19 protein-coding genes are annotated in these 25,293 nt (G+C 36.5%); 12 read left to right on the top strand and 7 right to left on the bottom strand.

Features of this window, described 5'->3' with window-relative positions:
* Positions 1 to 16 precede the first annotated feature (16 nt).
* Positions 17 to 1,813 (bottom strand): TolC family protein, encoded by a 1,797-nt coding sequence (locus tag CYAN10605_RS17810; protein WP_190274991.1) that lies wholly within the window; start codon positions 1,811 to 1,813, stop codon positions 17 to 19.
* A gap of 57 nt (positions 1,814 to 1,870) precedes the next feature.
* On the opposite strand from CYAN10605_RS17810, the gene CYAN10605_RS08590 reads away from it, so the two are divergent.
* The 5 genes from CYAN10605_RS08590 (at position 1,871) to CYAN10605_RS08570 (ending at position 11,644) form a co-directional block, all read left to right on the top strand.
* Positions 1,871 to 3,043 (top strand): DUF7005 family protein, encoded by a 1,173-nt coding sequence (locus tag CYAN10605_RS08590; RefSeq protein ID WP_015219551.1) that lies wholly within the window; start codon positions 1,871 to 1,873, stop codon positions 3,041 to 3,043.
* Positions 3,044 to 3,337: 294 nt separating this feature from the next.
* Positions 3,338 to 4,447, top strand: coding sequence for a cyclic nucleotide-binding domain-containing protein (locus CYAN10605_RS08585; RefSeq protein WP_015219550.1), 1,110 nt, complete (start codon positions 3,338 to 3,340; stop codon positions 4,445 to 4,447).
* A 113-nt stretch (positions 4,448 to 4,560) separates the two neighbouring features.
* Positions 4,561 to 6,156, top strand: coding sequence for an NHLP bacteriocin system secretion protein (locus CYAN10605_RS08580; RefSeq protein ID WP_015219549.1), 1,596 nt, complete (start codon positions 4,561 to 4,563; stop codon positions 6,154 to 6,156).
* 291 nt (positions 6,157 to 6,447) lie between these two features.
* Positions 6,448 to 8,703 (top strand): NHLP family bacteriocin export ABC transporter peptidase/permease/ATPase subunit, encoded by a 2,256-nt coding sequence (locus CYAN10605_RS08575; protein WP_015219548.1) that lies wholly within the window; start codon positions 6,448 to 6,450, stop codon positions 8,701 to 8,703.
* A 4-nt stretch (positions 8,704 to 8,707) separates the two neighbouring features.
* Positions 8,708 to 11,644 carry an NHLP bacteriocin export ABC transporter permease/ATPase subunit gene (locus CYAN10605_RS08570; protein ID WP_015219547.1) on the top strand — a complete coding sequence of 979 codons (2,937 nt, stop codon included), beginning with the start codon at positions 8,708 to 8,710 and terminating at the stop codon, positions 11,642 to 11,644.
* Between the two features lie 190 nt (positions 11,645 to 11,834).
* On the opposite strand, the gene CYAN10605_RS08565 is transcribed toward CYAN10605_RS08570, so the two are convergent.
* The 4 genes from CYAN10605_RS08565 to CYAN10605_RS08550 all read right to left on the bottom strand — a co-directional run bounded on the left by CYAN10605_RS08565 (position 11,835) and on the right by CYAN10605_RS08550 (position 14,642).
* Entirely contained in the window at positions 11,835 to 12,674 is an 840-nt protein-coding gene (locus CYAN10605_RS08565; protein WP_015219546.1) for a leucine-rich repeat domain-containing protein, read from the bottom strand.
* Positions 12,675 to 12,719: 45 nt separating this feature from the next.
* The gene (locus tag CYAN10605_RS08560; protein ID WP_015219545.1) at positions 12,720 to 13,574 is read right to left on the bottom strand and encodes a CPBP family intramembrane glutamic endopeptidase; all 855 of its coding nucleotides are present in this window, start codon (positions 13,572 to 13,574) and stop codon (positions 12,720 to 12,722) included.
* 44 nt (positions 13,575 to 13,618) lie between these two features.
* Positions 13,619 to 13,909, bottom strand: coding sequence for an ATP-dependent Clp protease adapter ClpS (gene clpS / locus CYAN10605_RS08555; RefSeq protein ID WP_015219544.1), 291 nt, complete (start codon positions 13,907 to 13,909; stop codon positions 13,619 to 13,621).
* A gap of 223 nt (positions 13,910 to 14,132) precedes the next feature.
* On the bottom strand, positions 14,133 to 14,642 hold the full coding sequence (locus tag CYAN10605_RS08550; protein WP_015219543.1) for a hypothetical protein: 510 nt from the start codon (positions 14,640 to 14,642) through the stop codon (positions 14,133 to 14,135).
* Positions 14,643 to 15,052: 410 nt separating this feature from the next.
* On the opposite strand from CYAN10605_RS08550, the gene CYAN10605_RS08545 reads away from it, so the two are divergent.
* The 6 genes from CYAN10605_RS08545 (at position 15,053) to CYAN10605_RS08520 (ending at position 21,758) form a co-directional block, all read left to right on the top strand.
* A complete protein-coding gene (locus CYAN10605_RS08545) occupies positions 15,053 to 15,964 on the top strand; it encodes an AAA family ATPase (protein ID WP_015219542.1) in 912 nt (303 codons plus the stop codon).
* A 73-nt stretch (positions 15,965 to 16,037) separates the two neighbouring features.
* Positions 16,038 to 16,550, top strand: coding sequence for a dihem cytochrome c family protein (locus CYAN10605_RS08540; RefSeq protein WP_071880508.1), 513 nt, complete (start codon positions 16,038 to 16,040; stop codon positions 16,548 to 16,550).
* 144 nt (positions 16,551 to 16,694) lie between these two features.
* The gene (gene mutL, locus CYAN10605_RS08535) at positions 16,695 to 18,392 is read left to right on the top strand and encodes a DNA mismatch repair endonuclease MutL (protein WP_150108941.1); all 1,698 of its coding nucleotides are present in this window, start codon (positions 16,695 to 16,697) and stop codon (positions 18,390 to 18,392) included.
* A 247-nt stretch (positions 18,393 to 18,639) separates the two neighbouring features.
* Positions 18,640 to 19,683 carry a cobalamin biosynthesis protein CobW gene (gene cobW, locus CYAN10605_RS08530; protein WP_015219539.1) on the top strand — a complete coding sequence of 348 codons (1,044 nt, stop codon included), beginning with the start codon at positions 18,640 to 18,642 and terminating at the stop codon, positions 19,681 to 19,683.
* A gap of 301 nt (positions 19,684 to 19,984) precedes the next feature.
* Positions 19,985 to 21,151, top strand: coding sequence for a sulfate adenylyltransferase (sat, locus tag CYAN10605_RS08525; protein ID WP_015219538.1), 1,167 nt, complete (start codon positions 19,985 to 19,987; stop codon positions 21,149 to 21,151).
* A gap of 94 nt (positions 21,152 to 21,245) precedes the next feature.
* On the top strand, positions 21,246 to 21,758 hold the full coding sequence (locus CYAN10605_RS08520) for a hypothetical protein (RefSeq protein WP_015219537.1): 513 nt from the start codon (positions 21,246 to 21,248) through the stop codon (positions 21,756 to 21,758).
* Here the strand turns inward: CYAN10605_RS08520 and CYAN10605_RS08515 are convergent.
* Together CYAN10605_RS08515 and CYAN10605_RS08510 are read right to left on the bottom strand one after the other, a co-directional pair.
* Positions 21,755 to 23,143, bottom strand: a complete 1,389-nt coding sequence (locus CYAN10605_RS08515) for an MFS transporter (protein ID WP_015219536.1) — start codon at positions 23,141 to 23,143, stop codon at positions 21,755 to 21,757. The genes CYAN10605_RS08520 and CYAN10605_RS08515 overlap by 4 nt on opposite strands.
* 42 nt (positions 23,144 to 23,185) lie before the next feature.
* The gene (locus CYAN10605_RS08510; protein WP_015219535.1) at positions 23,186 to 23,668 is read right to left on the bottom strand and encodes a crossover junction endodeoxyribonuclease RuvC; all 483 of its coding nucleotides are present in this window, start codon (positions 23,666 to 23,668) and stop codon (positions 23,186 to 23,188) included.
* A 120-nt stretch (positions 23,669 to 23,788) separates the two neighbouring features.
* Here CYAN10605_RS08510 and CYAN10605_RS08505 point away from each other — a divergent pair, with 120 nt between their 5' ends.
* Complete coding sequence (locus CYAN10605_RS08505; protein ID WP_041922756.1) at positions 23,789 to 25,270, top strand: DEAD/DEAH box helicase; 1,482 nt, start codon at positions 23,789 to 23,791, stop codon at positions 25,268 to 25,270.
* The last annotated feature ends 23 nt before the right edge of the window (positions 25,271 to 25,293 follow it).

The following is a 25,293-nucleotide window of genomic DNA, read 5'->3' as shown; positions in this document are numbered from 1 at the left end:
ACTTAATAAATTATTTTTAATTTTTAACGGCTCTTTGTAGTTCTGCTTTAGCTCTGTTATAACCTAAGACGGCATTGAGTAAATTATTTTGAGCTTGAACTAAACGAGTTTGAGCGTCTAAAACTTCTGTTTGAGTTGTAACACCTGCACTGAATCGAATTTGGGCGGCTTCGACTGCTTCTTGGGCTCGATTGACCGCTTGTCTTGCTGTGTCAATATTTTCGATTTGGGAGGGTAATTGTAAGTATGACCGTTCTACTTGAAAGCGTATGGAATCGGCTTCTTGAGAGTATTCTTGATCGGTTCTAGCAATGTCTGCATCGGCTTGTCTTGCCCTTGCGTTAGCCGCACCACCGTCAAAAAAGTTCCAGTTTAACTGTAAGCCAAAAGCATATCCTGTGGAAAAATTACCATCTACTAAGGTATTGATTCTGGGGTCATCGGTATAAGATTGTAACATTTGATAATTAGCAAACAAGGCTAAAGTTGGTCTAACTTGTGCTAGGGCAATTTGTCTTTGGGCTTCAAAACTTTTACGTTGGGCTAATTTTTGTTGTAGTTCAACTCGGTTTTTGTATGCCATGATGATGCTTTCTTCTAGGGAATATTCCCAAAGATCACTCATTGCGATCGCATCTGAGGCAGATGGTGTAACAGTGGGGGGTAAATTTAATAAACGAGCTAAATTACGTTGTGAGGTTTGTTGAACGGTTTGGGAATTTCTTAAGTTTTGTATGGAGTTATCGAGTTCAACTTGGGCATTAAGTAAATCCACACGGGTGGCTAACTGGGCTTCTAGTTGCAACTGTAAGCCTTCTAATCTAATCTGTCGGTTAGTTACGTCACTTTGGTTAATTTTTACTTCTTGATCTGCTTGTTGAAGGTCATAGTAAGCTAAGGTGACATTTAAAACCAGTTCATTTTCAATTCTTTGAACTTCTAACTGGTTGATTAAAACTTGTTCTGAGGCAGAGTTGATAGTTGCTTGACGACCGGGAGAGTAAATATTATAGTTTAAGCTCACAGTACCATCAATGAAAGTACCCGCATAATTTTTGATGTCTCTTAGGGCTTCCCTACTGCTTTCTAAAGAACTTTGAGCGCTCAGAAGATTTTGTTCAACATTATTTCTTTCTATCAATAAAGAAACGATGGTTGGTATGACAGTGGGATCAGCAGGGTTCAATTGTTCTAATACACTATCAATCTGATCAAGTTGATTTTCAATGGCGGGAATAGAAGACTCTAACTGTGCTATTTGATTTTCCGTGTCTTGTTCACTCGCCTCGGTGGATAAACCTTGAGAAGCCTCCTCTCGGCGAGAAGCAGTAACCGCCGCCGAAAGAGTAGGAAATAGTGCAGCTCTGGCTTCGTCTAAGACGGCTTGACTTTTCTCTAAGTTAATTTTGGCTATTTTTAACTGTTGACTATTTCCCTTGGCAACTGCGATCGCATCTTCTAAAGATAAAGGAATAGTAACGGTTTCTACTTCTTGGGGAGTTGTTGGCAACTCTAAAGGATTCGGGTTGACTCGTAAGTCTGGAGGAATACTATTTTCAACCTCTGAAGGGTTTTGACTTAAGAATAATTTTTCATATTCAGAGAAATTAAATTCTTGTGTATCAATAGTTTGATACTGATCATCAATAAAAGGAGTGATTTCTTCTTTTTTTTGGTCTGCCATATTTAACAAAAGTTCATTTGCTAACAAAGATTTTTGAGCGACAAACAGAGTGGTTATGTTAACAAAAGTTAATATCAGAAGATTAAAACCACTACCTCTAAAAACTTTATTTTTAGAAATATAAATCATTAGAAATTTTTTCATTATCTTCATTTATGATGGTAGGAAAAAAGTTTAAAAAGTATAATGGACAAAATACAATCACGTTATAAAACCTTAACCAAATTTAAACTAAATGAATCCGAAATTGAAGAATTATTAACTTATAACGAAAATAAGTTCAAACAAAATAGTAATATCAATGATTTTATTTCTTTCCCACTAAAATCAGAACCTCACGTAAAAATTTGGCAAAATTATAAAACCTTAGCTGATAAAATTGGTACTAATAATAGCTTAACTTTTCCATTAGTTCAACTGAAATTTCCCGTGCGAGAGGGCATGAGTCAAAATGAACAATATCTTCGGGCAGTGCGCAAGGGAGAATGTGAAGAAAATTTCCGATTTGAGGGAGGATTACAATTAACAGACCCAGATAATTTACAACTGGAAATAAAAGATACTCTTGCAGGAGCAATACCTATTATCATTGCCCCTAATCGTCAAGACTTTGAGCTTTTAATTCAAGCCATCACCAAAAAAAATGAACCTGTAACCATTCCCCCATCCATGGGAGCTTGTATAATTGGGGGTTATAACAATTGGGATCGAATCAAACAATATCGTCTTGAATGGGAAAAAAATAATCCTAACCATTGCACCCAAGAAGATTGGAATCAAGAATTTAAAAGACTAATACCCCAAAAATCTTTATATCAAGACCGTTTTATTATTCTTAGTCAAGGCTTTTATAGCAATGTTAGTGCCACTCAACTAGGTTTAACAGAACAACAGTGGCAAAAACTATCTCTCACTATTCGTTTAGAGCATGAGTGCACTCATTATTTCACCCGTAGAGTGCTTAACTATATGGGCAATAACTTACTAGATGAGCTTATTGCTGATTACCAAGGAATTGTGGCGGCTTTAGGGTATTTTCGGGCTGATTGGTTTCTCCACTTTGTTGGTTTGGAATCCTTCCCAAATTATCGTCAGGGAGGAAGACTGGAAAACTATCGAGGAAACCCTCCTTTATCAGATCAAGCATTTAAAATACTTCAGAATTTGGTAAAAACCGCCGCGGAAAATTTAGAGCAATTTCATAACAAATACTTTAACTCTACTCCCACAAAACAAGAAAGTATTTCCTTACTAATGGCTTTAACAACTTTAACATTAGAAGAATTGGCTTCCGATGATTTCGAGACTCTTGTTCAAGAATCTATAAATTATCAAAAAAAATTCTTTAAGATTGAGTAAATATGGTTATACTTTGGACAAGAATAATTGACTCTGAAAAAAAGGAGAAAATCAAGGAGAAATAGGTAATATTCAGATCTTGACCCAAAGAATAGATGACTAATGAAGGTGACAAACAGAGTTGAGTAATAATTTTAATTGAAGCATACTCAAGATATTTGTACCATTTTAGCTAGTTAGTCGATGTTATTTTAAAGCAAGATCCCTAATAATAATCAGTATTTTTTATTATCTCAAATTACCAACTTCGCCAAAATAAAACAAATTATAAGATTGCGGAGAATAAATTGAATTATGACAGATGTTTTATTACAGGAACTAAGCAATAGCGATATTGAATGGCTCAAAAACACAGGTCAAACTCAAAGAGTCGCTGTTAACACCCTTTTAATTGAACAGACAAAACAAGTTGATTTTGTTTATATCATTATTCAGGGAGAATTTATTGCTACTTTAACCCGTCATGAAAAAGGACGACTAGGAGAAGTTTTTGCCGCTTTAGAAGATAATCAAAGTCTTGAACAAGAAATTGGCAAATTTTCTGAGGGTGAAATTTTGGGGGAAATGAGTTTTTTAGAAGTGAATCCCGCCGCTAATAGTATAAGAGCGATCGCAGATTCTGTGGTTTTAAGTATTCCCCGTGAATCCCTAAATCAAAAATTACAACAAGATTATGGATTTGCCGCTCGATTTTATCGAGGAATGACCATACTGTTACTCGAAAGATTCCAACATCTAATCACTCTCTATTTGAAAAAAAGACTAGGTCAAATAGCCCCCCTCCAAGAAGTGTCTCTCATTTTTGGTGAACTAAGAGATTCAGATGTGGACTGGTTTCTACAAAAAGGTAAATTAGAAACATTCCCTGCTAATACCGTTTTAATTCAATCAGGGGAGCAAGTAGAAAATATTTATATATTGCTTCAAGGAGTAATGAATGTTTCTGTGAGTGAACAGAAAAAAAATCGTCTCAATAGCATTTTTGCTCTTTTAGAAAGTGACGACAATACATCCTCCGCCCCTGTAGAGCGAGAAATTGGTCACATATCAAGGGGAGAAATAGTAGGAGAAATTGCGGTTTTAGAATCCCATCGCTCCTACTGCACAATTAAAACCTTAGAAAACTGTTCTGTTTTGGTCATCTCAAGACAACAAATGATTCTTAAACTACAGCAAGACGTCGGTATGGCATCACGCTTTTATCGAGTAATTGCAAAACTAATGTCAGGTAGGGTGCAAGGCATGATTAGTCGTCTGGGGTTCGGCAAAACTTCTTATTCCCAAGGAGAGACACTATCCCAAGATACAACTTATGAAGATGAAATCGACTTAGATGTTATGGATAATCTGACCCTCGGCGGTGCAAGATTTGATTGGATGCTAAGAAGATTAAAAGTTAGTTAATATTTGATGACAAAAATTTGATATGTCCTTATTTTCCATTGGCACATTAGCACATTAGTTGAAACATCAAACAGATAACGAAATATTAGTATATAAGGGAAATTCATATAGCAATGAGTAAACTATTCAGACAAGAATCTCTCGAACGTCTTTCTTCCCCAGAAAGATTAGACCAATTAATGCAGGTTATAAACCCCAAAGCATGGGTACCTTTAACCGCAATGAGTTCTTTAGTATTAGTAGGAGGACTTTGGAGTGTTTTTGGTCGTATTCCCCTGACAGTAACAGGTCAAGGAATTTTAGTTCAACCTCGCCGTGTGGTTCAAGTTCAAGCCCTAGGGCAAGGAAGAATTATCACATTAAATGTCAAATCAGGTGATGTGATCAAAGAAGGAGAAATATTAGGCACTATTGACCAATCCTCTTTAAGACAACAATTAGCCCAAGAAAAACAAAAATTAGCCGATTTACTCAATCAAAATCGGGATACAACACAAGCAGAAGGACTAAAAAGAGAACTAGAAAGAGGAACTTTAGAACAAAGAAAAGATAACTTAGAAAAAACCCTCGATCGCGAATCTATCATACCTGTTTTACGAGAAGAAAATTTTGCACTATTAGAAAAAAACCGTATCAACCTACAAAAAAGTCTTGAGAACCTCGAAACAAACGTTCCTCTCGTGCGTAAAAGAAGTATTACTGCCCTTGAAGAACAAAGAAAAAGTTTAAATGAGCGTATTCGGCAAATTAATGTCCTACTACCCACCCTCAAAGAAAGAATTGAAAGTCGCCGTAAACTCCTCGAAAAGCAATTAATTACAGGGGATGCCCTCTTAAGCGCAGAACAACAACTATTTGAAAATATTGCCTCATTATCTAACCTAGAAGCAGAATTAAGTCAACTAGATGTGAGAGAAGCCCAAATAGAAAGAGAATATCTACAAGGTTTAGATCAAATCAATAATCTTAAAAGTAAGCTCCAAGAAATAGAAGTACAAAAAACAGATATGCAACGACAATATCTGGAAAGTCTCAATCGTCTTGATGATATTCAAAATAAAATAGACGAAGTTAACAGCCAAATAGCCAGTCTAGATCAACAAAAACTAGAATCATCCTTTAACAGATCCAATCAAGTCGATGAAGTAAAGCGTAAAATAGCCCAATTAGAACTTCAATTAGCGGATCAAGGAAAAATTATCAGTAAACATCATGGCAAGATTTTAGAATTAGCCATCGTACCGGGTCAAGTAATTCAAAGTGGTACTCGTGTTGGCTCTATTGAAATAGATGAAGAAAATAGTCCTTTGATTAGTGTTACCTATCTTGCCGACAGAGATGGACAAAAAGTCAAAGAAGGGATGACAGTTCAAGTGACTCCTAGTCTCGTCAAAAGAGAAAGATACGGAGGAATTTTAGGTAAAGTAACCGATGTCTCAGATTTTCCCGTCACAACTCAAGACATGACTGCAATTATCGGTAATCCAGAATTAGCCCAACAATTAGGACAAGAAAAAGCACCCATACAAGTATTTGCTGAATTGGAAAAAGACCCTAACACTTTTAGCGGTTATAAATGGTCTTCTTCTAAGGGTCCTAATGAAGAACTATCCCCCGGCACTACCACCACAACTCGTATTCAAGTGGGAGAAGTTGCACCAATTTCCTACATTATTCCCTTATTTAGATCTTGGACTGGAGTTTATTAAAATTTGCTTTAAAATACTTTAAAAAAGCTAAAATTTACAATAAAACACTCTAATTTAATTTAACCTATATTTTATAATTAGGTCTATAAAAACTATTTTTAGAATTTAATTTAACTAATTTTATTACCACAACACCTGAGTTCGATAAACAATTAATAATTTAGTAATTAGCAATTAATTAAAAGCCTGAAACCTGATACTTTCCCAAACTCGATATTCTTGCATCGAACTGAGGTCATAACAATGGCTGATGATTACTTTTTTTACTTTTAAGATTGGATGTTATAAATTATGGCTTTTGCATTTTTATCAAAACTGTTTTCTTCTCCCCAAACAAAAAGAGTTCGTACTCCTACAGTTATTCAAATGGAAGCGGTGGAGTGTGGTGCGGCGGCTCTGGGGATTATTTTAGGTTATCACCGTCGTATTGTACCGTTGCCCGAATTAAGGCGAGAGTGTGGGGTATCTAGAGATGGTAGTAAAGCATCAAATGTATTAAAAGCGGCTAGAATATACGGCTTAAATGCGAAGGGTTTTAAAAAATCCTTAGAAGAAGTGCAAAAACTTCCTCCCCCTTATATTGTTTTTTGGAATTTTAACCACTTTTTAGTTGTAGAAGGATTCGTAAAAAATAAAGTCTATCTCAATGATCCCGCTTCAGGTCCTAGAAGCATTACCTTAGAAGAATTTGACCAAGGTTTCACAGGAGTTGTCTTAGTTTTTGAACCGGGGGCAGATTTCACCAAAGGAGGTAAAAAACAAGGAATTATACCTGCTTTAACTGCTCGTTTACAAAATTCTCACGCCGCAATTTTATTTTGTCTTTTAACAGGTCTATTTTTAACGATTCCTCGATTAGCCGTACCAGCGTTTACTCAAGTTTTTATTGATGAGGTGATAGTAGAAGGTCGGCAAGACTGGCTCAAACCGTTATTGTTAGTAATGCTATTTGCCGTTATCCTCATAGGAGTTTTGGCAAGATTGAGGTTGACTTATTTGCGAAGATTGATGCTGAAACTGTCAATTTCTATGTCAGGGCAATTTTTATGGCATACTTTGCGCCTCCCCATTGGTTTTTATGCCCAAAGATACGCAGGAGAAATCAGTAATCGATCGCAGCTTAATCAAAAGGTTGCTAATATTTTATCAGGACAGTTAGCCACAACGATCATTGATACGGTGATGATTGTCTTTTATGCCTTAATCATGTTTCTTTATGATTGGGTATTAACAATAATGGTTATTTTCTTTGCCGCCATTAATTTCGTCGCTCTGAGATATTTAGCCCGTACCAGATTAGATGCCAATGCCCGATTAGCCCAAGAGAGCGGAAAAGTGGCAGGGGTTGCCATTGGGGGAATTATGACCATTGAAACAGTGAAAGCCGCAGGTTTAGAGTCAGACCTATTTTCTAAATTTGCAGGTTACTATTCTAAAATGGTTAATGCTCAACAGGAATTGAGTTTACCCTCTCAAGTTTTATCTTCTATTCCTAGTTTGTTAACCTCCCTTGCAACCACCGCTATTTTAGTGGTAGGAGGTTTTCGGGTGATGAATGGCAATCTTAGTATTGGTATGTTGATTGCTTATCAGGCTTTAACTCAAAGTTTTTTATCTCCAGTGAATAACCTACTTAATTTCGGTAGCACTTTACAGGAATTAGAGGCAGATTTAGGACGCTTAGATGATGTTTTAGCCAATCCTATTGATACTGAAGTGGAAAGAGGGGAACAGGTAGAAACAGAAACCAATACCCAACTAGCAACGGTGAACCAAGATAATTTTAAACTAAAAGGTTATATTGAATTACGCAATATTAGTTTTGGTTATAGCCGTTTAGAACCCCCTTTAATCAGCAATTTCAGCTTAAGTATCAAACCCGGGCAAAGAGTAGCTTTAGTAGGAGGCAGTGGTTCAGGTAAATCCACCGTCGCAAAATTAGTAACGGGACTTTATGCGCCTTGGGAAGGGGAAATTTTATTTGATGGTATTCCTCGCACTCGTTTATCAAGAGCAGTTTTAGCTAATTCTTTGGCAATGGTGGAGCAGGAAATCTTCCTTTTCGCAGGTTTAGTACGGGATAACTTAACTCTTTGGGATTCTACTGTACCTGAAGAATATATCATTCAAGCCTGTGAAGATGCGGCAATTCATGATTTGATTTTAGCTATGCCGGGGGGTTATGAAGGGGAGTTAATTGAAGGGGGTATGAATATGAGTGGAGGACAGAGGCAACGCCTAGAAATTGCCCGGGCTTTAGTGCGAAATCCCTCAATTTTGGTCTTGGATGAAGCCACCAGTGCCCTTGATGCAGAAACAGAGTTAATTATCGATCGCAATTTGCGCCGTCGAGGCTGTTCTTGTGTTGTGGTTGCTCACCGATTAAGTACGATTCGAGATTGTGATGAAATTATCGTTTTAGATCGAGGCAAAGTAGTACAACGGGGAACTCATGAGGAACTAAGGGAACAAGGAGGTATTTATGCCCAGTTAACCAGTTCCCAAGAAACCGAAGAAGAAGAACAAGAACAAGGAGTGTTGATCTAAAGCTATGACAGAACAAACTTTATTACCCGAACAAATTTTAGTTAAAGGTAACGAACCTTTATTGTTAAATGACCCTCAAACCGTGTGGTTAGTGGAATCAGGTTCATTAGTATTATTTTCTACCCTGATTGAAGATGATAAGCCTCAAGATATTCGCCGTTATTTATTCACCGCCGTAGAGGGAGAAATTTTACTAGGAGTTGATTTTCTCTCGGATGAATATGGCATAATTGCGGTGGGTTTAGAGGAAACGGTTTTAAGAAAGTTCTCTTTTCAAGATTTTTTTGAACCCTTGATCCACAAAACTTCTGATTCTGACCCCAATCAAGATCTAAAACAGATTACCCCATTAGAAACATGGTTACATCATTGGGATGAGTGGTTAGCCCGACAGTATGTAAAAATCACTGAATTTCCCTTAAGTTTGGTTACAGCCGAGGGTAGTCATTTTATTTCTTTAATTGAAGGGCAAAGTCTTCAAGCTAGAAAAGGGCAGGTAGCTTGGATTGACGTTCGCTCAGGAAGTTTCCATTGGATGGGATTAGAGGAAATAATGCTTGAGTCGAATTGCTCTGTTTTTCCCCTGACTCCTGAAATGTGGTTAAATACAAAAGAACAGACGGAAATTTATACTTGTCCCACTTCTGATTTAGAAAATTGTCAAGATTTAAGTCTTAGTTTAAATCAATTTCATCGTTATCTATTGCATTATCTTCGCTTAGTTGTTGTCAAGGAACAAGAGGAAAATTTTCAACAGTTTCAGCAACGGCAGGAACTCAATGTTCAGGTGACAGAAAGTGCCTTGGGGGGATTAAAAGAAGTTTTACACCCTGAAGAGGTGGGCTTTTTCCAAGAGGGAATGCCTTTATTAGTTGCCGCAGGAGCTATCGGCAGAGTTCAAGGAATTACTGTTCTTCCTCCTGCTAAGTCAGAAGATTTAAGTCGGATTAAAGATCCCCTAGATGCGATCGCACGGGCTTCTCAATTTCGTACCCGTCGGGTGTTATTAATGGGGGAATGGTGGAAACAAGAAAACGGACCTCTTTTAGCTTATACCCTAGAAGAAAATAATCCTGTGGCATTACTACCCCATCGGGGTAATAAATACGTTTTGTTTGATCCAATTACGAAAACGAAAACTCCTGTTAATGAGGCGATTGCTGAAACTTTGTCGGTGGAAGCCTATATGTTTTATCGCCCTCTGCCTGGTGGCATTTCCCATTTTTTGGAAGTGTTTAAATTTGGTATTCGGGGTTATGAAAAAGACGTAATTGCCATTGGTGTTATGGGTACAGTTGGTACTCTTATGGGGATGGTAACACCTCAAGCGACTAACCTTTTAGTTAATAATGCGATTCCTGACAGTGATCAAGGTTTGTTATGGCAAATCGGTTTAGCTTTATTTGCGGCGGCTTTTGGACAAGCGGCTTTTCAGTTAGCCCAAGGGATTTTTTCTTTAAGGGTAGAGAGTGCGGCTGATGGGGTTTTGCAACCCGCCGTATGGGATCGCTTAATTAAACTCAGTCCCGCTTTTTTCCGTAAATATGCCACAGGGGATTTATTGGTGCGTTTGTTGGCGGTGGGGCAAATTCGTTCTCAGTTAAGTGGGGCGACTCAACGTACTCTTTTAAGTGGTATTTTCGCCCTGTTAAATTTGGGGTTAATGTTTATTTACAGTGTCAAATTAGCTTTAGTGGCAATGGGCATAACCCTTGTAGCGGCAATTGTTACCACTGTTTCTAGTACCATGCTTGTACGCCGACAAAGGAAAACAGAGGAGTTAGACGGGGAGTTAAATGGTCTAAGTATCGAGTTAATTAACGGAGTTTCAAAATTGAGGGTAGCGGCCGCCGAAGAAAGGGCTTTTGCGGCTTGGGCAAAAAAATTCGGTCAACGGACAAAGTTAATGGCTGGTATTCAAAGAATTAATGATAGTGTTACGGTCGTCACAGAAGTCTTACCCTTAATGAGTTCGGTATTATTATTTTGGTTTGCCATTATGTTTATTCAAGGTGCGATCGCAAAAGGCATACCGGGAGGCTTAAATGCAGGTACTTTCTTAGCTTTTAACTCTGCTTTTGGCACTTTTTTTAGTGGTGTAACCGATTTGAGTGTTACTATTACCGATGTTTTAGAAATTGTCCCCCTATGGGAAAGGGCAAAACCTATTTTAGACGGGAAACCCGAAGCAGACGTTACCAGTGCTGACCCTGGACGTTTAACAGGACGTTTTACAGTAGATCACGTTACTTTTCGTTATCGTGAAGATGGTCCCTTAATTTTAGATGATGTCACCATTGAAGCAAACCCCGGAGAATTCATTGCTCTGGTGGGTCCTTCCGGTAGTGGTAAATCAACAATCATGCGTTTGTTGCTTGGTTTTGAAACCCCTTTAGCTGGAACAATCTATTATGATGGACAAGATTTAGCAGGTTTAAATCCTCAAGCCGTCAGGCGACAATTAGGGGTTGTTTTGCAAAATGGACGTATCGGTGCCGGTTCTCTGTTTGATAATATTACTTCCGGGGCTTTAGTTACCCTTGATGAGGCTTGGGAAGCGGCAAGAATGGCGGGTTTTGCCGAAGATATTGAACAAATGCCTATGGGGATGCACACGGTTATTAGTGAGGGGGGAACAAACCTTTCTGGGGGTCAAAGACAAAGGCTTTTAATTGCCCGTGCCTTGGTTTTAAAACCAAAAATTATTTTCCTTGATGAGGCCACAAGCGCCCTTGATAATCGTACTCAATCCATTGTCACCAAAAGCCTCGATCGCATGAACGCCACTAGAGTAGCGGTAGCCCACCGTTTAAGCACCATCCGTAACGCCGATCGCATCTATGTTTTAGAAGCAGGGCGAGTGGTGCAGGTAGGTAATTTTGATCAACTGATCCAAGAAGATGGATTATTCGCTAGACTTGCCGCCCGACAATTAGAGTAACCTCAGTTTGGTCGGGTTTGACGGTTGCAGGTGTTGAGGTATTAGGGGATTAGGGAATTAGGGTGTTAGGGGATTAGGGGCTTAGGGTGTTGGGGGTAAATGAGAGTTTGCTGTGCTTGTACATTCCTTTCAATCGTGAACGGAGTTTTTAATTATCAACTATCAACTATTCACTATTCACTAATTCATTTTATCTATTACCGATAAAACAAAGACTATCTCTGTTGTTGGGGCAAAATTGTCGTGCTACTGGATTTTGATGTAGATATACTCTTTCTAAATTTTTTAAATCCCACAGGGGTTTGATTCCTGCTTCTGTTACTTGATTGTTATTGAGAGATAATTCTTCTAGTTTGCTCAGTTTTGCTAAAGGAGTTAAATCAGAAATTTGATTATTATCTAACGATAATTCTTGTAAGTTAGTTAAATTTGCTAAGGGTTTTAAATCGCTAATTTTATTTTCTCTAGCATATAATTCTTGTAAGTTAGTTAAATTTTCTAGTGGTTTTAAATCACTGATTTTATTCTGATTAATATATAAAGTATTAATTTTTTTTAGATATTTAATTGCTTCAAAATTATTAGTATTAATATTGCTGATATATAATTTTTCGAGGTTATTTAATGATTTTAAAGGGGTTAAATCTTGAATGGGATTATGACCTAAAACTACTTTCTTTAAATTAGTCATCGATTGTAGAGGGGAAATATCGACAATATTGTTATTGTATAGATTTAAGTCTGTAAGATTGATAAAACTTTTGAGTGGTCTTAAGTCGGAAATATTTTGATTTGCTATAGTTAGGGTGAATACTCTAGGGGCGATTTCAGCGGCTTCTGCACAATTTTTTACATTTAAAGCCTTAGTGATTGCATTAATGGTTTTTTCTGTTTCAGCAGATAATGATTGTTGTTCGCACCATTGACTAAAACTCATGTTTGAATTTTGTGCATTCACTTGTATCGGTGAATAAATAAGAGGGGAAATAATTACACTGGCAACAAATAAACTTTTTTTAATTAAGGACATTCTTAACCTCTATTACACTTTTTTTTAGTTAATATTTTTCTTAAATTAGTTCATATTAACATCATTTTTCACTTTGTTTCTCAATTTATTATCTATTTTTAGACTGTATAATAATATCAATAAAAAACTAATTCCCATAACTCCTGCAATGGGATTTTTATCTATTCCTGTTATCCAAGATGGTACTAAGTTGTTATATTTTACCATTTGTCCTACATTTACAATATAGTATCCCCACACTAAGCCACTATGAATGCCAATACTAATACCCAATAAGTTAAGATGCGATCGCTTCCCTAATACTAAAATATATCCTAAAATAACTAAAGCGGGAAAAGTAACACTGGTACGAATTACTTCAGGTAGGGGTTTAATGAAATGTAAAAAAGCAAAAATAAAAGCATTTAAACCAGCAGAAAAAGCCAGAGAAAAATCTCTTTCTAATTCCCATAATAAAAAGCCTCGAAAAAATAATTCTTCTGCCAAGCCAATACCAATGGCACTTATAAATCCTTCTGTTAAGAGTTTAACCAAGGGTAAAGAAGGAGACTGAAAACTTACCCACCCCAATAAAAATTCAACTCCAAATAATAGCCAATTAGAAATAAAACCAATAATTAAACCTTTGATTAAAAAAAGAAAATTGGTGCGAGAAAAAACTAAACCATAACTTTTAAAAATATTCGATTTATCATACACAAATTGACCCCAAAACTTAACCAAAAATAGAAAAATGACAAATAAAATTGCCATGGTTATAATAGTAGTTAAATTAGGATCTTTTGCTCCTAGAAAATAATAAGTAGAGAGTAAAAAAGGAGACCAAATAAATAGTAAGGCTAAGACAAATAGCCCTAACCTTACAACTATAGGATAATTTTTGATATGAGATAAAAGCAAAATGAGGACAATTAATAATTAATATAAATAGTAATAATAAACCATTATTCCGCAGGTTCGATCGTGCTAGTTAAACCTTTACTTTTTAAACTTTCACAATAAAACTCAGCGTGTTCCAAAGCACATACTGTTACTAAACCAACACCATTTGTATGAGCTTCCATCATTACACTAACCGCTTGAGGTTCACTCATTCCAACGGTTTCCATCAGGGTTTCTACGACATATTCCATCGTATTGAAACTGTCATTATGCAGTAAAACTCGATAACCCGGATGATGTTTTTTTTCACTATTAGCTTTTGTTTGCGGATTTTGAATAACCTGAGTTGCCATAAAAGTTGATAACCTCCATCTGTATAATAAATAGTGAATAATTAATAGTTAATAGTGGATCACTAATTAATGATATTAACAAGTTATTTAACCACTAATTCTCGATCAACATAATTCCTAATTCTTCTAATCCCCCAACAGACATCGCCATAAATATATACAGGCAGAATGACTTTTTTACCCCTTAAAAATCCTAATTTTTATCAAAACTCCAATAGAATAACTAAGCTAAGACGAAATCAACATCACTTGTGCCTTCCGTTTCACCTTCCCCAGATTGTAATTTTGCTCCGTTAATTTCTACGGCAAAGGGAGTATTTCCCATCTTTAAATTATAGTCTGTGGCAGAATCGGTATAGCCTACACTAGCAATCATTTGTCTTCCACTGTCAGTATATTGAAAAACAAGCATTTGATTTTTAGATTTTTCGTTATCGTATGCCCAGATTACCATATACTGTTTATCCTGATATTCAAATACTTTGGGAGGGCGATTAGGGTTGTAGCGCCCCGACTTACCAAAACTTTTATCAAGGAAATCTTGAACGGAAGAAGTTTCGACAACGGCAAAAGCAACCTCTTCTTCTGGATTAGAAATTTGAGCATCTTCGGGGGTTTCGGGTAATGCTTCTTGCTGTTTTTTATTTTGGAAATAATCAACGGCTTTTTTTACTCCCACAGCACCAACAGCCGCTATTCCAGCACCAATGAGGACGTTGCGTAATTTACTCATGATAGTTTTTTAATTTCTTGTGTCTAACTAATCTTTATCTTACAGCACTTTTTAATGGTACAAACTACTTCTTGACACGGTAGCGATGCTCATTCTAAAGCATTTTAGTAGTGGGCTAGGAAATATAAACATCTAAATCAAATCGTCAGGGAAAGAGTGAGCAACAGGCAACAAGTAAACGTTTGAATGATAACAAGGGGCTTAAGCCCGTCGCCTAATAAAAAAGTTAGGTTTAATAGATCTTAGATGACTTCTTAAGTATAAAGATACTAATAGTTTAAAATTAATTTTGAGAAAAATTAACCAAAACCTAAAGCCTGAAACCTACTTAGAGAGTCATATTTCTATATCGCACTTCGGCTAAATTTGATAAAATATGGACTCAGTATCACACAAGGAAATAACTGCTAATGAGGGAAAAAATTACCATTCTCAAAGAAAATCTAGCCCGTACAATTGTGGGGAAGGATGATGCCATTAAATTAGTTTTAGTTGCTTTATTAAGTGGAGGTCATGCTTTACTAGAAGATGTACCCGGAGTGGGTAAAACCCTCTTAGCGAAATCTCTTGCAAAATCAATTAATGGTAAGTTTCAGCGTATCCAATGCACTCCTGATTTATTGCCTAGTGATGTAACAGGAACAAATGTTTGGAATCCCAACAGTCGAGAATTTGAGTTTTTAGCAGGTCCTGCTTTTGCGAATGTTTTACTAGCAGATGAAATCAATAGGGCTACTCCGAGAACTCAATCCGCATTATTAGAAGTAATGGAAGAAAAACAAATTACCATTGACGGAGTTGCTAAGATTGTACCGATACCTTTTTTTGTTATTGCCACACAAAACCCTGTAGAGTATCAGGGAACTTTTCCCTTACCAGAAGCACAAATGGACAGATTTGCTATTTCTTTGAGCCTTGGTTATCCCTCCTTTGAGGAAGAGTTGCAAATGTTAGAAAAGCAGTTAAATCCTACTTTAGTGGAAGAATTAGAACCCTGTGTGAGTTTACAAGACGTGAAAGATTTACAAAAAGAGGTATTTTCAGTTAGGGTTGCGCCAGAGATTCAAAAGTATATCGTTAATTTAATCAATGCTTCTCGTCAGGATGATGATATTGCTTTGGGAGTAAGTCCTAGGGGAACAATTGCTCTACAAAAAGCATCTCAGGCTTTAGCTTTCTTGGAAGGGAGAGATTATGTTATTCCCGATGATATTAAATTTTTAGCACCTAGTGTATTATCTCATCGTTTGATTCCAGCAGGAGGCAGAAATGCAAAAGTGATTGTAGCTCGGTTACTCAATACTGTTGCGATCGCGGAGTAATATCGAGGGCAAACGTATAATGCCACCGGAACGGGGAGGGGATAATTGTCAACTGTTCATTTTAAGGGGTATCATGTTTTTTAGGTCAAAAAAAAGAAAAAAAGTAACTTTACCACTAATATTAGCTTTAATAGTCCTTTTCTGTTCGATTTTTGGATGGGGTGCATCCTTAGCGATGAATCATCAATCTTTGACCGCAGGAACAAAATCTGTTGATAAGGCAGTAGGTAACTTTGTTATTGGTAAAGACTTATACTTAGAAAATTGTTCCACTTGCCATATACCAATTCCTCCCGCCGTTTTACCCTCGGAAACATGGCAGACAATTTTGGAAAATCCGGGTAATCATTATGGTGTAAGAATAGATGGCATTGTCCGTTTTACCCAAGTTTTAATGTGGCAATATTTACAGCAATACTCAAGGCAACTGCTAAAAGATGAACCTCGACCAAAATTTATTGCCCAGTCTCGTTACTTTTTCGCTCTACATCCTGATATAAAATTTACAACCCCAGTTACTCACAATACCTGTATTGAGTGTCATAATCGAGCTATAGAATTTGACTACAGTGTCACTAACGAGTAAATGAGTCAGAAGTAGGTAGCAGGTTTCAGGTAGCAGGTTTCAGGTAGCAGGTTTCAGGTGTTTTTATTATTTATGATCAAACTATAAACTATTGCCTATTGCCCACCCTCATGAAACCATTTTTTCATCAACCCCTAATCACTAATTGAAATGGCTATCAGGAAATTACCAGACAACTTAATTAAATTAATTGCCGCAGGAGAAGTTATAGATTCATTAGTAGCCGTTGTCAGAGAGTTAGTAGAAAATAGTTTAGATGCAAAAGCCGATCGCATTTTTGTGTCCATTTATCCAGAAACATGGAATTTACAAGTAGCCGACAACGGAGAAGGTATTACCCAAGAAGATTTACCTCTGACGATTCAACCCCATGCCACCAGTAAAATAAACAATACTAATGATTTAATTAATATTCACACGTTAGGATTTAGGGGTGAAGCCTTACATAGTATCGCTCAGTTAGCACAGATTAATATTAGCAGTCGGGTTACTAATGATTGCGGTTGGGAAATTATGGCAGAAAATGCCCAACTACAACATATTTATCCCAAACCTTCAGCCGTGGGGACAATAGTAAGAGTTAACGACTTATTTGGCAATATGCCTGTGAGAAGACAGGTAAATCCCCCTTTTAAACAGCAGTTGAAAAAAATTCAAATTTTGTTAGGAGAATTTGCTTTATGTCATCCTCATATTACTTGGCAATTATTAGTGAATGATCGCTTAATTTTTTCCATTAGTCGTAGTAATTCTGCGGATAAAATTTTACCGCAATTATTAAAAACTATTCATTATTCTGATTTAAAAACTATAAAAAAAGCAATTGATACTCCCTATGAAAAATCTATTTCTCACCTTGAATTAGTTTTAGGATTACCCGATCGCATCTCTCGTCCTCGACCAGATTGGGTTAAGATAGGAATCAACGGTAGAATAATCAAATGCCCTGAGTTAGAATCAGCTATTTATAGCAGTTTTCATCGTACCTTAGAAAGGGATCGTTTTCCCGTCGCCTTTTTACATTTACAAACATCTCCTCGACAAATAGACTGGAATCGACACCCTGCTAAAGCAGAAATTTTCTTAGATAATATTGAATTTTGGCAGGAACAAATTAAAGATACTATTGCAGAAATTTTTAAATTAACTGATAATAATATATCTCAAAAATGGGAGAATAAAAGAGTCGAAAATATCCTTAAATTAGCAGAGAATAAGAGTATTTATCACCTAGAAACGCCGGAAATCAAAGAAAGAGAAAAAAGTCCAGAAGAAAATATCGGTTTAATTGATTTACAAGTCATAGCTCAAGCAAGAAATACATATATTGTTGCAGAACATTCCCAAGGAATATGGTTAATAGAACAACACATCGCCCATGAGAGAATTATCTATGAACAATTACAAAATCAATGGGAAATAGTAGCCTTAGAAAATCCCATTATTTTAGATAAATTACTACCTAAACAAATAGAACAACTAAATAATATTGGTTTGGAAATAGAAACTTTTGGGGAGGATTTATGGGCATTAAGAGCCATTCCTAAAATACTTTTAAATAGAGATGATTCTCTGTCGGCAATCATGGAATTAAGTTATGGAGGAGATCTCAATTCTGCCCAAGTTGCGATCGCCTGTAGAAGTGCCATTCGTAATGGTGAAAAACTGACCATTAAACAGATGCAAAACATCGTTGATAATTGGAAAATCACGAAAAATCCCCACACCTGCCCCCATGGCAGACCCATTTATTTATCCCTAGAAGAGTCTTCTTTATATCGCTTTTTCCGCCGTCATTGGGTATTAGGAAAAAGTCATGGCATTGAGGAAAAAAAGACATGAGCCACCCCCCCCTGATCGCTACGGATCAAGAAAAAGGTGGCTATATTCCTATATTTGAATTATAACAAATTAGAAAAATAATGTCAATAGTTTTTATGTTCTTTTTAAGCTATTTCAAATAAATTTATTAGTAACGATATTAACGGTAAAGTATGTATTTTATTGTACAAAGGTTGAATAAAAAATTTTTTTCAATAAAATATATACAAGGGAAAATATAAAAATTAATAGATAAATAATCATAAAAATGCACAAAATTCCAGTAACGGTAATCACAGGCTTTTTAGGTGCGGGAAAAACTACTCTTTTACGACACTTATTACAAAATAATCAGGGAAGAAAAATTGCGGTTTTAGTCAATGAATTTGGAGAAGTAGGCATTGACGGAGATTTGTTGCGAAGTTGTCAGGTATGCGATACCGAGGAAGAAGAAAATAACATCATTGAATTAACAAATGGCTGTCTTTGTTGCACAGTCCAAGAAGAATTTTATCCGACCATGCAAGAGTTATTAACAAGGAAAGATGCGATCGACTCTATCATTATTGAAACATCCGGATTAGCTTTACCAAAACCCCTCGTACAAGCCTTTAAATGGCAAGAAATTCGCACCCACGCCACCGTTGACGGTGTGGTGACGGTAGTTGATGCCCAAGCCTTAGCTAATGGTACATTGGTGGGAGATTTAGAAGCCTTAGAAGCCCAAAGGGCGGATGATCCTAGTTTAGACCATGAAACCCCCATAGAGGAACTATTCGAGGATCAATTAGCCTGTGCCGATTTAGTATTATTAACCAAAACTGATTTAATTAGCGAAACGGATTTAACTCAAGTGAAGTCTTGGTTAGAAAAAGAATTACGTCAAGGAGTAAAGGTGATACCCTGTCATCAAGGAAAAATTAACCCTGATATTTTACTCGGTTTTAACGCCGCCGTGGAAGATGATTTAAACAATCGCCCTTCCCATCATGATACAGAAGAAGACCACGATCACGATGATGATATAAATTCCCTTGAGTTAGTAATTCCCGAAACTTCCAACCCACAAGATTTAATCCAAGAATTACATAGACTAATCACAAAATTTGAAATTTACCGCATCAAAGGATTTGTTAACGTTCCCGATAAACCCATGAGAATGGTATTACAGGGAGTGGGCGATCGCATCGAAACATTTTTTGATCGTCTTTGGAAACCTGAAGATAACCGAGTAACCCGCCTTGTAATCATCGGCAAAAATTTAGAAAAACAAAAAATCAATCAAGAATTAAATAACCTTAGTTCGGTTTAAGAATATCCGATAAGGTTAGGTGTCAGGTGTCGGGTTGCAGGTTTCAGGTGGTAGGGGATGAGGTGATGAGGGGAAAGGGGGAAACAAGTAATAAATAATAAATAAGTATTCATGGTTTTTCATTCTCAATTCTTAATTTTTCATTCTTAATTCTTAACTATTTAACGTCAGTTCGGATTAAGGCAATTTTATCGTTATTTCCCCAATCTCCCAAACCTTAAATTTGGCAACCTGATTGTTTCTAAGAGTCAATGCCTGATACTATAAAACCTGATCCTTTATCAACTTAACAAAAATTTATATGAGTAATATTATAGAGACGATCGCGCCTCATGGAGGGCATTTAGTCAATCGAGTGGCAACTCCTGCCGAAAGAGATGAATTTATGGCACAAGCAGATAGCCTTCCTAGAATTGAATTAGATGATCGTGCTTTATCTGATTTAGTGATGATTGCTATTGGTGGTTTTAGTCCTCTCAACGGGTTTATGGCACAGGATGACTACGAAAGAGTCGTAGAAGAAATGCGTTTAATGAACGGATTACCTTGGGCTGTACCTGTAACCCTTTCTGTTAGTGCAGAAGTAGCGGAACCCTTAAAAGAAGGTAGTTGGGTACGTTTAGATGATCATACTGGTAGATTTGTTGGCGTATTGGAATTAACCCAGAAATACCGCTATAACAAAACCCATGAAGCAGTAAACGTGTATCGCACCGATGAAGAAAAACATCCCGGAGTTAAAGTGGTTTACGAACAAGGAGAAATCAACCTTGCAGGGCCTATCTGGCTACTACAAAGAGACGATCACCCCTACTTCCCTAAATATCAAATTGATCCCGCCGAATCCCGTAAAATGTTTGTAGAAAGAGGCTGGAAAACCGTTGTCGGCTTCCAAACTCGTAACCCCATTCACCGCGCCCACGAATACATCATCAAATGTGCCTTAGAAATCGTTGACGGTTTATTCCTTCATCCCCTCGTTGGTGCAACTAAAAGCGATGACATTCCTGCCGATGTAAGAATGCGTTGTTATGAGATTATGGTGGACAACTACTTCCCCCAAAACCGAGTTATTCTTGCCATCAATCCATCCGCTATGCGTTACGCAGGTCCTCGGGAAGCCATTTTCCATGCTTTGATTCGCAAAAACTACGGTTGTACTCATTTTATCGTTGGTAGAGATCACGCAGGGGTAGGCGACTACTATGGTACTTATGATGCTCAACATATTTTTGATGAATTTAAACCAGAAGAATTAGGCATCACCCCTCTTAAATTTGAACACGCCTTCTATTGTACTCGCACAAATCAAATGGCAACCTCAAAAACCAGCCCTGCTACCAAAGAAGAAAGAATCCACTTATCAGGTACAAAAGTAAGAGAAATGTTGCGTCGTGGTGAATTGCCACCTCCAGAATTCTCTCGCCCTAAAGTGGCGGCTGAATTGGCTAAAGCTATGCACCAATAGGGATTAGAAGTTCGGAGTTCGAGGAGTTCGGGGTTAAACATTCCCTACTCAAACTAGAGTTTATAATGAATAAAAAAGAAAAACAATCTTCGTCATGGCCAAAAAACAATCTAAAGCATTTAAAGATTTACAAAATCTAAAACCCATAGAAAAAAAACAAAAGATTAAAATAAGTAGAAAAAAATCATCTTCTCTTGATAATTTTGCTCATGATATAAAGGAAAACCATCCTGATTTAGTTATGAGAAAAGTCAAAAAAGGAGAATTGAAAATGTCTGAGGTAATATGGAATTTTGTCGCCCCAGAGATGGAAATCGTAAGTGATTTAGAAGAAGGTCATAGGTTAGTTTCTGTGGCAATATTAGCATGGAACTTATCCCTATTACCTGAACAAGAAAGAAAAGATAATATTAATAATTATTTAGTAGATTTAGGTATTGATAATGACCCTTTAGAAAGTCAGGCTTTTAAAAAATTTGTACAAGGTTTTATTGACAGAAAATTAAAATATTTTGCTGATATTGATCGTGTTATTTTTGATTTTAAGTTAGAGGAACGACGAGACACTTTTCATCTTTCTATCGCTTCCCAACTTAATGAAGATTAAACATTTTCTAATGGTTTATTCATGGTTTCAATTCTTAAGAAATAAGTTAAAACTGCCGCTAATAAACAAATAACAACTAAAAAATATAATACATTATTAACTCCTATTTTAACCCTGAGAATAGGTAATAAAAAAGTGCCTAAAACAGCCCCTGATTTTGCGATCGCAGCCGACAATCCCGCACCACTAGCCCGAATAGAAGTAGGAAAAACCTCTCCTGAAAGTAGAAAAGTCGTGGAATTAGGACCAGCATTCATAGAAAAATTAAAGATAAAAAATCCTGTAAAAACCAAAATTAAATTAGAATTACTGACCCCTGCTAAAGCTAAAAGAAATAAGCCTAAAGCCATACCAATGAAGCCGAAAATTTGTAGTTTAATTCTGCCTATTTTATCTACTAACAAAACAGCCGCTAAAAAACCAATGATTAAGAATAAATCAACAATAGCCGAACCTTGTGCCGATTGACTTTGACTTAATAAAAAATTATCCTCTTGGGTAAAAGCTAAAACGGCGATAATCGTAGGGGTAAAAATGCCAATGCCATAAGTGGCAATATCTTGTAAAAACCATGGTAAAGAAGCAAATAAAGTATTTTTGAGATATTTTTTCGAGAATAAAGTATTGTAATTAAAGTCGTTTTCTTGAGGTTGAGGATCAGTTTCAGGGGTGATTTTTATATTTATATCTAATAATTCTGAGGCGGCAAGAGTAGCTTCTTGATAATCCCCTTTAGCAATAAAATAACGAGGACTTTCTAATAAAAATTGCATCCTTAAAAAGCCGACTAAAATAGCTAAAATTAAACCGACTCCGAGCATAATTCGCCAACCATATTGAACAGCAAAAATAGTCGCATCATCAGAGAAAAAAAGACATCCTTTAATGACTAAAATACCCGTTAAAGCACCTAATAAAGCACCCACAGCCTGAAAAGTGAATGCACCGACAACCATTCTTCCCCGCAGTCGAGAAGGAATATTTTCCGTAATATAGGCAACACTAATCGGATAATCAGCACCAATACCAATGCCGACTAAAAAGCGGAAGAAAATTAAAGAAAAAGCGTCCCAAGCTAAAGCAGTACCTGCACTAGAAACGATAAAAATTATGACATCAATTAATAACATTTTTTGTCGCCCAATTTTATCCGTTATTGCCCCTAAAGTTAGTGAGCCAATTAGTGAACCAAAAATTGCCGCTACTGCCACCGAACCAATTTGGGCAGGAGTTAGTAAAAAATCTTTTTCGAGGAAAGGTAAAGCAATGCCGATGATGAAAAAATCAAAGCCATCAAGGGCGATTAATCCTGCGGATAAAATCCATAATAACCACATGGGAGTAGTTAGTTTTGATTTGTCTAATGCTTGTTCAAATTGACTCATTTTCTCTCAACTATAAAATTTCCATTACTGACGTTAAAATACTCAATCAATCATATTCCTTAAACCACAACAAGCACTATATGCGATCGCGATCGCATCAACACTATCATCAATAGGTAAATCAGGTAAATCAAATAACTGTTGTAAGGTAGAAGCAATTTCTGCTTTTTTTGCCCTACCATTGCCTAAATGAGCTTTCCAACTAGACTGATGAAGAAAAATAGGGGTCAAATGAGCGTCTCGAAAACAAACCAAATTAATAACCCCTAAAGCCTGTAAGACTCCTCCAGCCGCTTTAATTTGACGATTAAAAAAAGGCATTTCAATGGCAACTCCTTCTGGTTGAAACTCATTAATAATACTAACAAAATCTATCTCTATTTCCGCTAAACGCTCTCCCGTCGTCATCTTCTTACTGGTTTCAATAATTCCGTACTCAATAATTTCCGGTAAAGAAGTTTCATTTCCTGACAAAATTGCCCAACCAATAATCGCTAATCCCGGATCAATTCCTAACCAAATCATATTTTTTATCTTAAATAATCTTTTAAGTATATCTTGACAAAATGCTAACTTAATGATTAAATTGATTTTCAGTAGATCACAATGGGTAAATCTTTACTTTTTGATCTTTATGACTATTCTATGAGTCGAACAACTAGACTAACCTATGACAGAGGAACATTAATCCTACATCCGCCACCTAGAGGTAAAGCATGGATTGATTACGCCACTTGGGACGATCGCATCGAAAAATTCCGTATTCAGGCTTTAGACTATCGCTACTTAATAGAAACCTTACAGAGTGAGGATATTGACCTAATTGACTCGGCAAAAGAATTTTATCCTTTAGACATAAAATTACAGGGTAATAAAACCCCATACCCCCATCAAAAAGAAGCCTTAGAAGCATGGAAACAAGCCCAGAGACAGGGAGTTGTCGTATTACCAACGGCGGCAGGAAAAACTTTTTTAGCTCAAATGGCGATCGCATCTACTCCTAGAACAACTTTAATTGTAGTACCAACATTGGATTTAATGCACCAATGGTACGCAGAAATAAAGGCTTCCTTTAGTAATATAGAAGTAGGCTTATTAGGAGGAGGTTCTCATGATCGCACCCCCATTTTGATTGCAACCTATCATAGTGCCGCAATTCACGCCAAAACTTTAGGGAATCATTACGGACTGTTAATTTTTGATGAGTGTCATCATTTACCCACAGACTTTTTTCAAGTTATAGCCGAAGAATCGATCGCACCTTATCGCTTAGGTTTAACTGCAACCCCAGAAAGAGAGGATGGCGGCCACCATTATTTGAACCGTTTAATAGGCTCAGTTATTTATCGTAAAACCCCCGAAGAATTATCAGGAAAAACTCTTGCTCAACATCAGGTTATTTCTTTAAAAGTAAAACTAAAAAAAGAAGAAAAACAACGTTATGAACAAGCAATAAAAACAAGAAATAATTTCTTAAAACAAAATAATATTTCCCTGTCCAGTTTGCAAGGATGGCAACTTTTTGTTCAAGCTAGTTGTCGCTCAAACCAAGGCAGACAAGCAATGTTAGCCCATAGAGAAGCAAAAGAAATTTCTATGGGAACTCAAGGTAAATTAAGACTATTAACTGAATTAATAGAAAAGCATTATCCTGACAAAATTCTTATTTTTACGAATGACAATAATACTGTATATAAAATTTCTCAAGAATATTTAATTCCTGCAATTACCTATCAAACTCCTGTAAAAGAAAGACATGAAATTCTCCAAAAATATAAAGAAGGAGATTACAAAATAATTGTTGCTTCTCATGTGTTAAACGAAGGGGTGGACGTACCTTCCGCTAAGATAGCAATAATTTTATCTGGTACTGGTTCAACAAGGGAATATATCCAAAGATTAGGAAGAATTTTAAGAAAGGCAAATCAAGGGGAAAAATTCGCAATTTTGTATGAAATAGTGGCAGAAGATACCAGTGAGGAAAAAACTTCTGCAAGGAGAAAAGGAGAAACTAATTACTCAGTCAATAAACCTAATAACAATCAAGGGGAAATTATTTTTTATCCTCAAATCAATCAGGGCTTGAGGGCGGCAGAGCCTAAAACTACATGGGGAGAGGAAGAGTAGATATTAGCGTTAGGGAGAAAGAG

This window comes from Cyanobacterium aponinum PCC 10605, assembly GCF_000317675.1.
In the GTDB taxonomy this organism is placed as follows: Bacteria; Cyanobacteriota; Cyanobacteriia; order Cyanobacteriales; family Cyanobacteriaceae; genus PCC-10605.
Note: the sequence above shows the minus strand (reverse complement) of the source record. Positions and strands in the feature narration are given on the sequence as shown.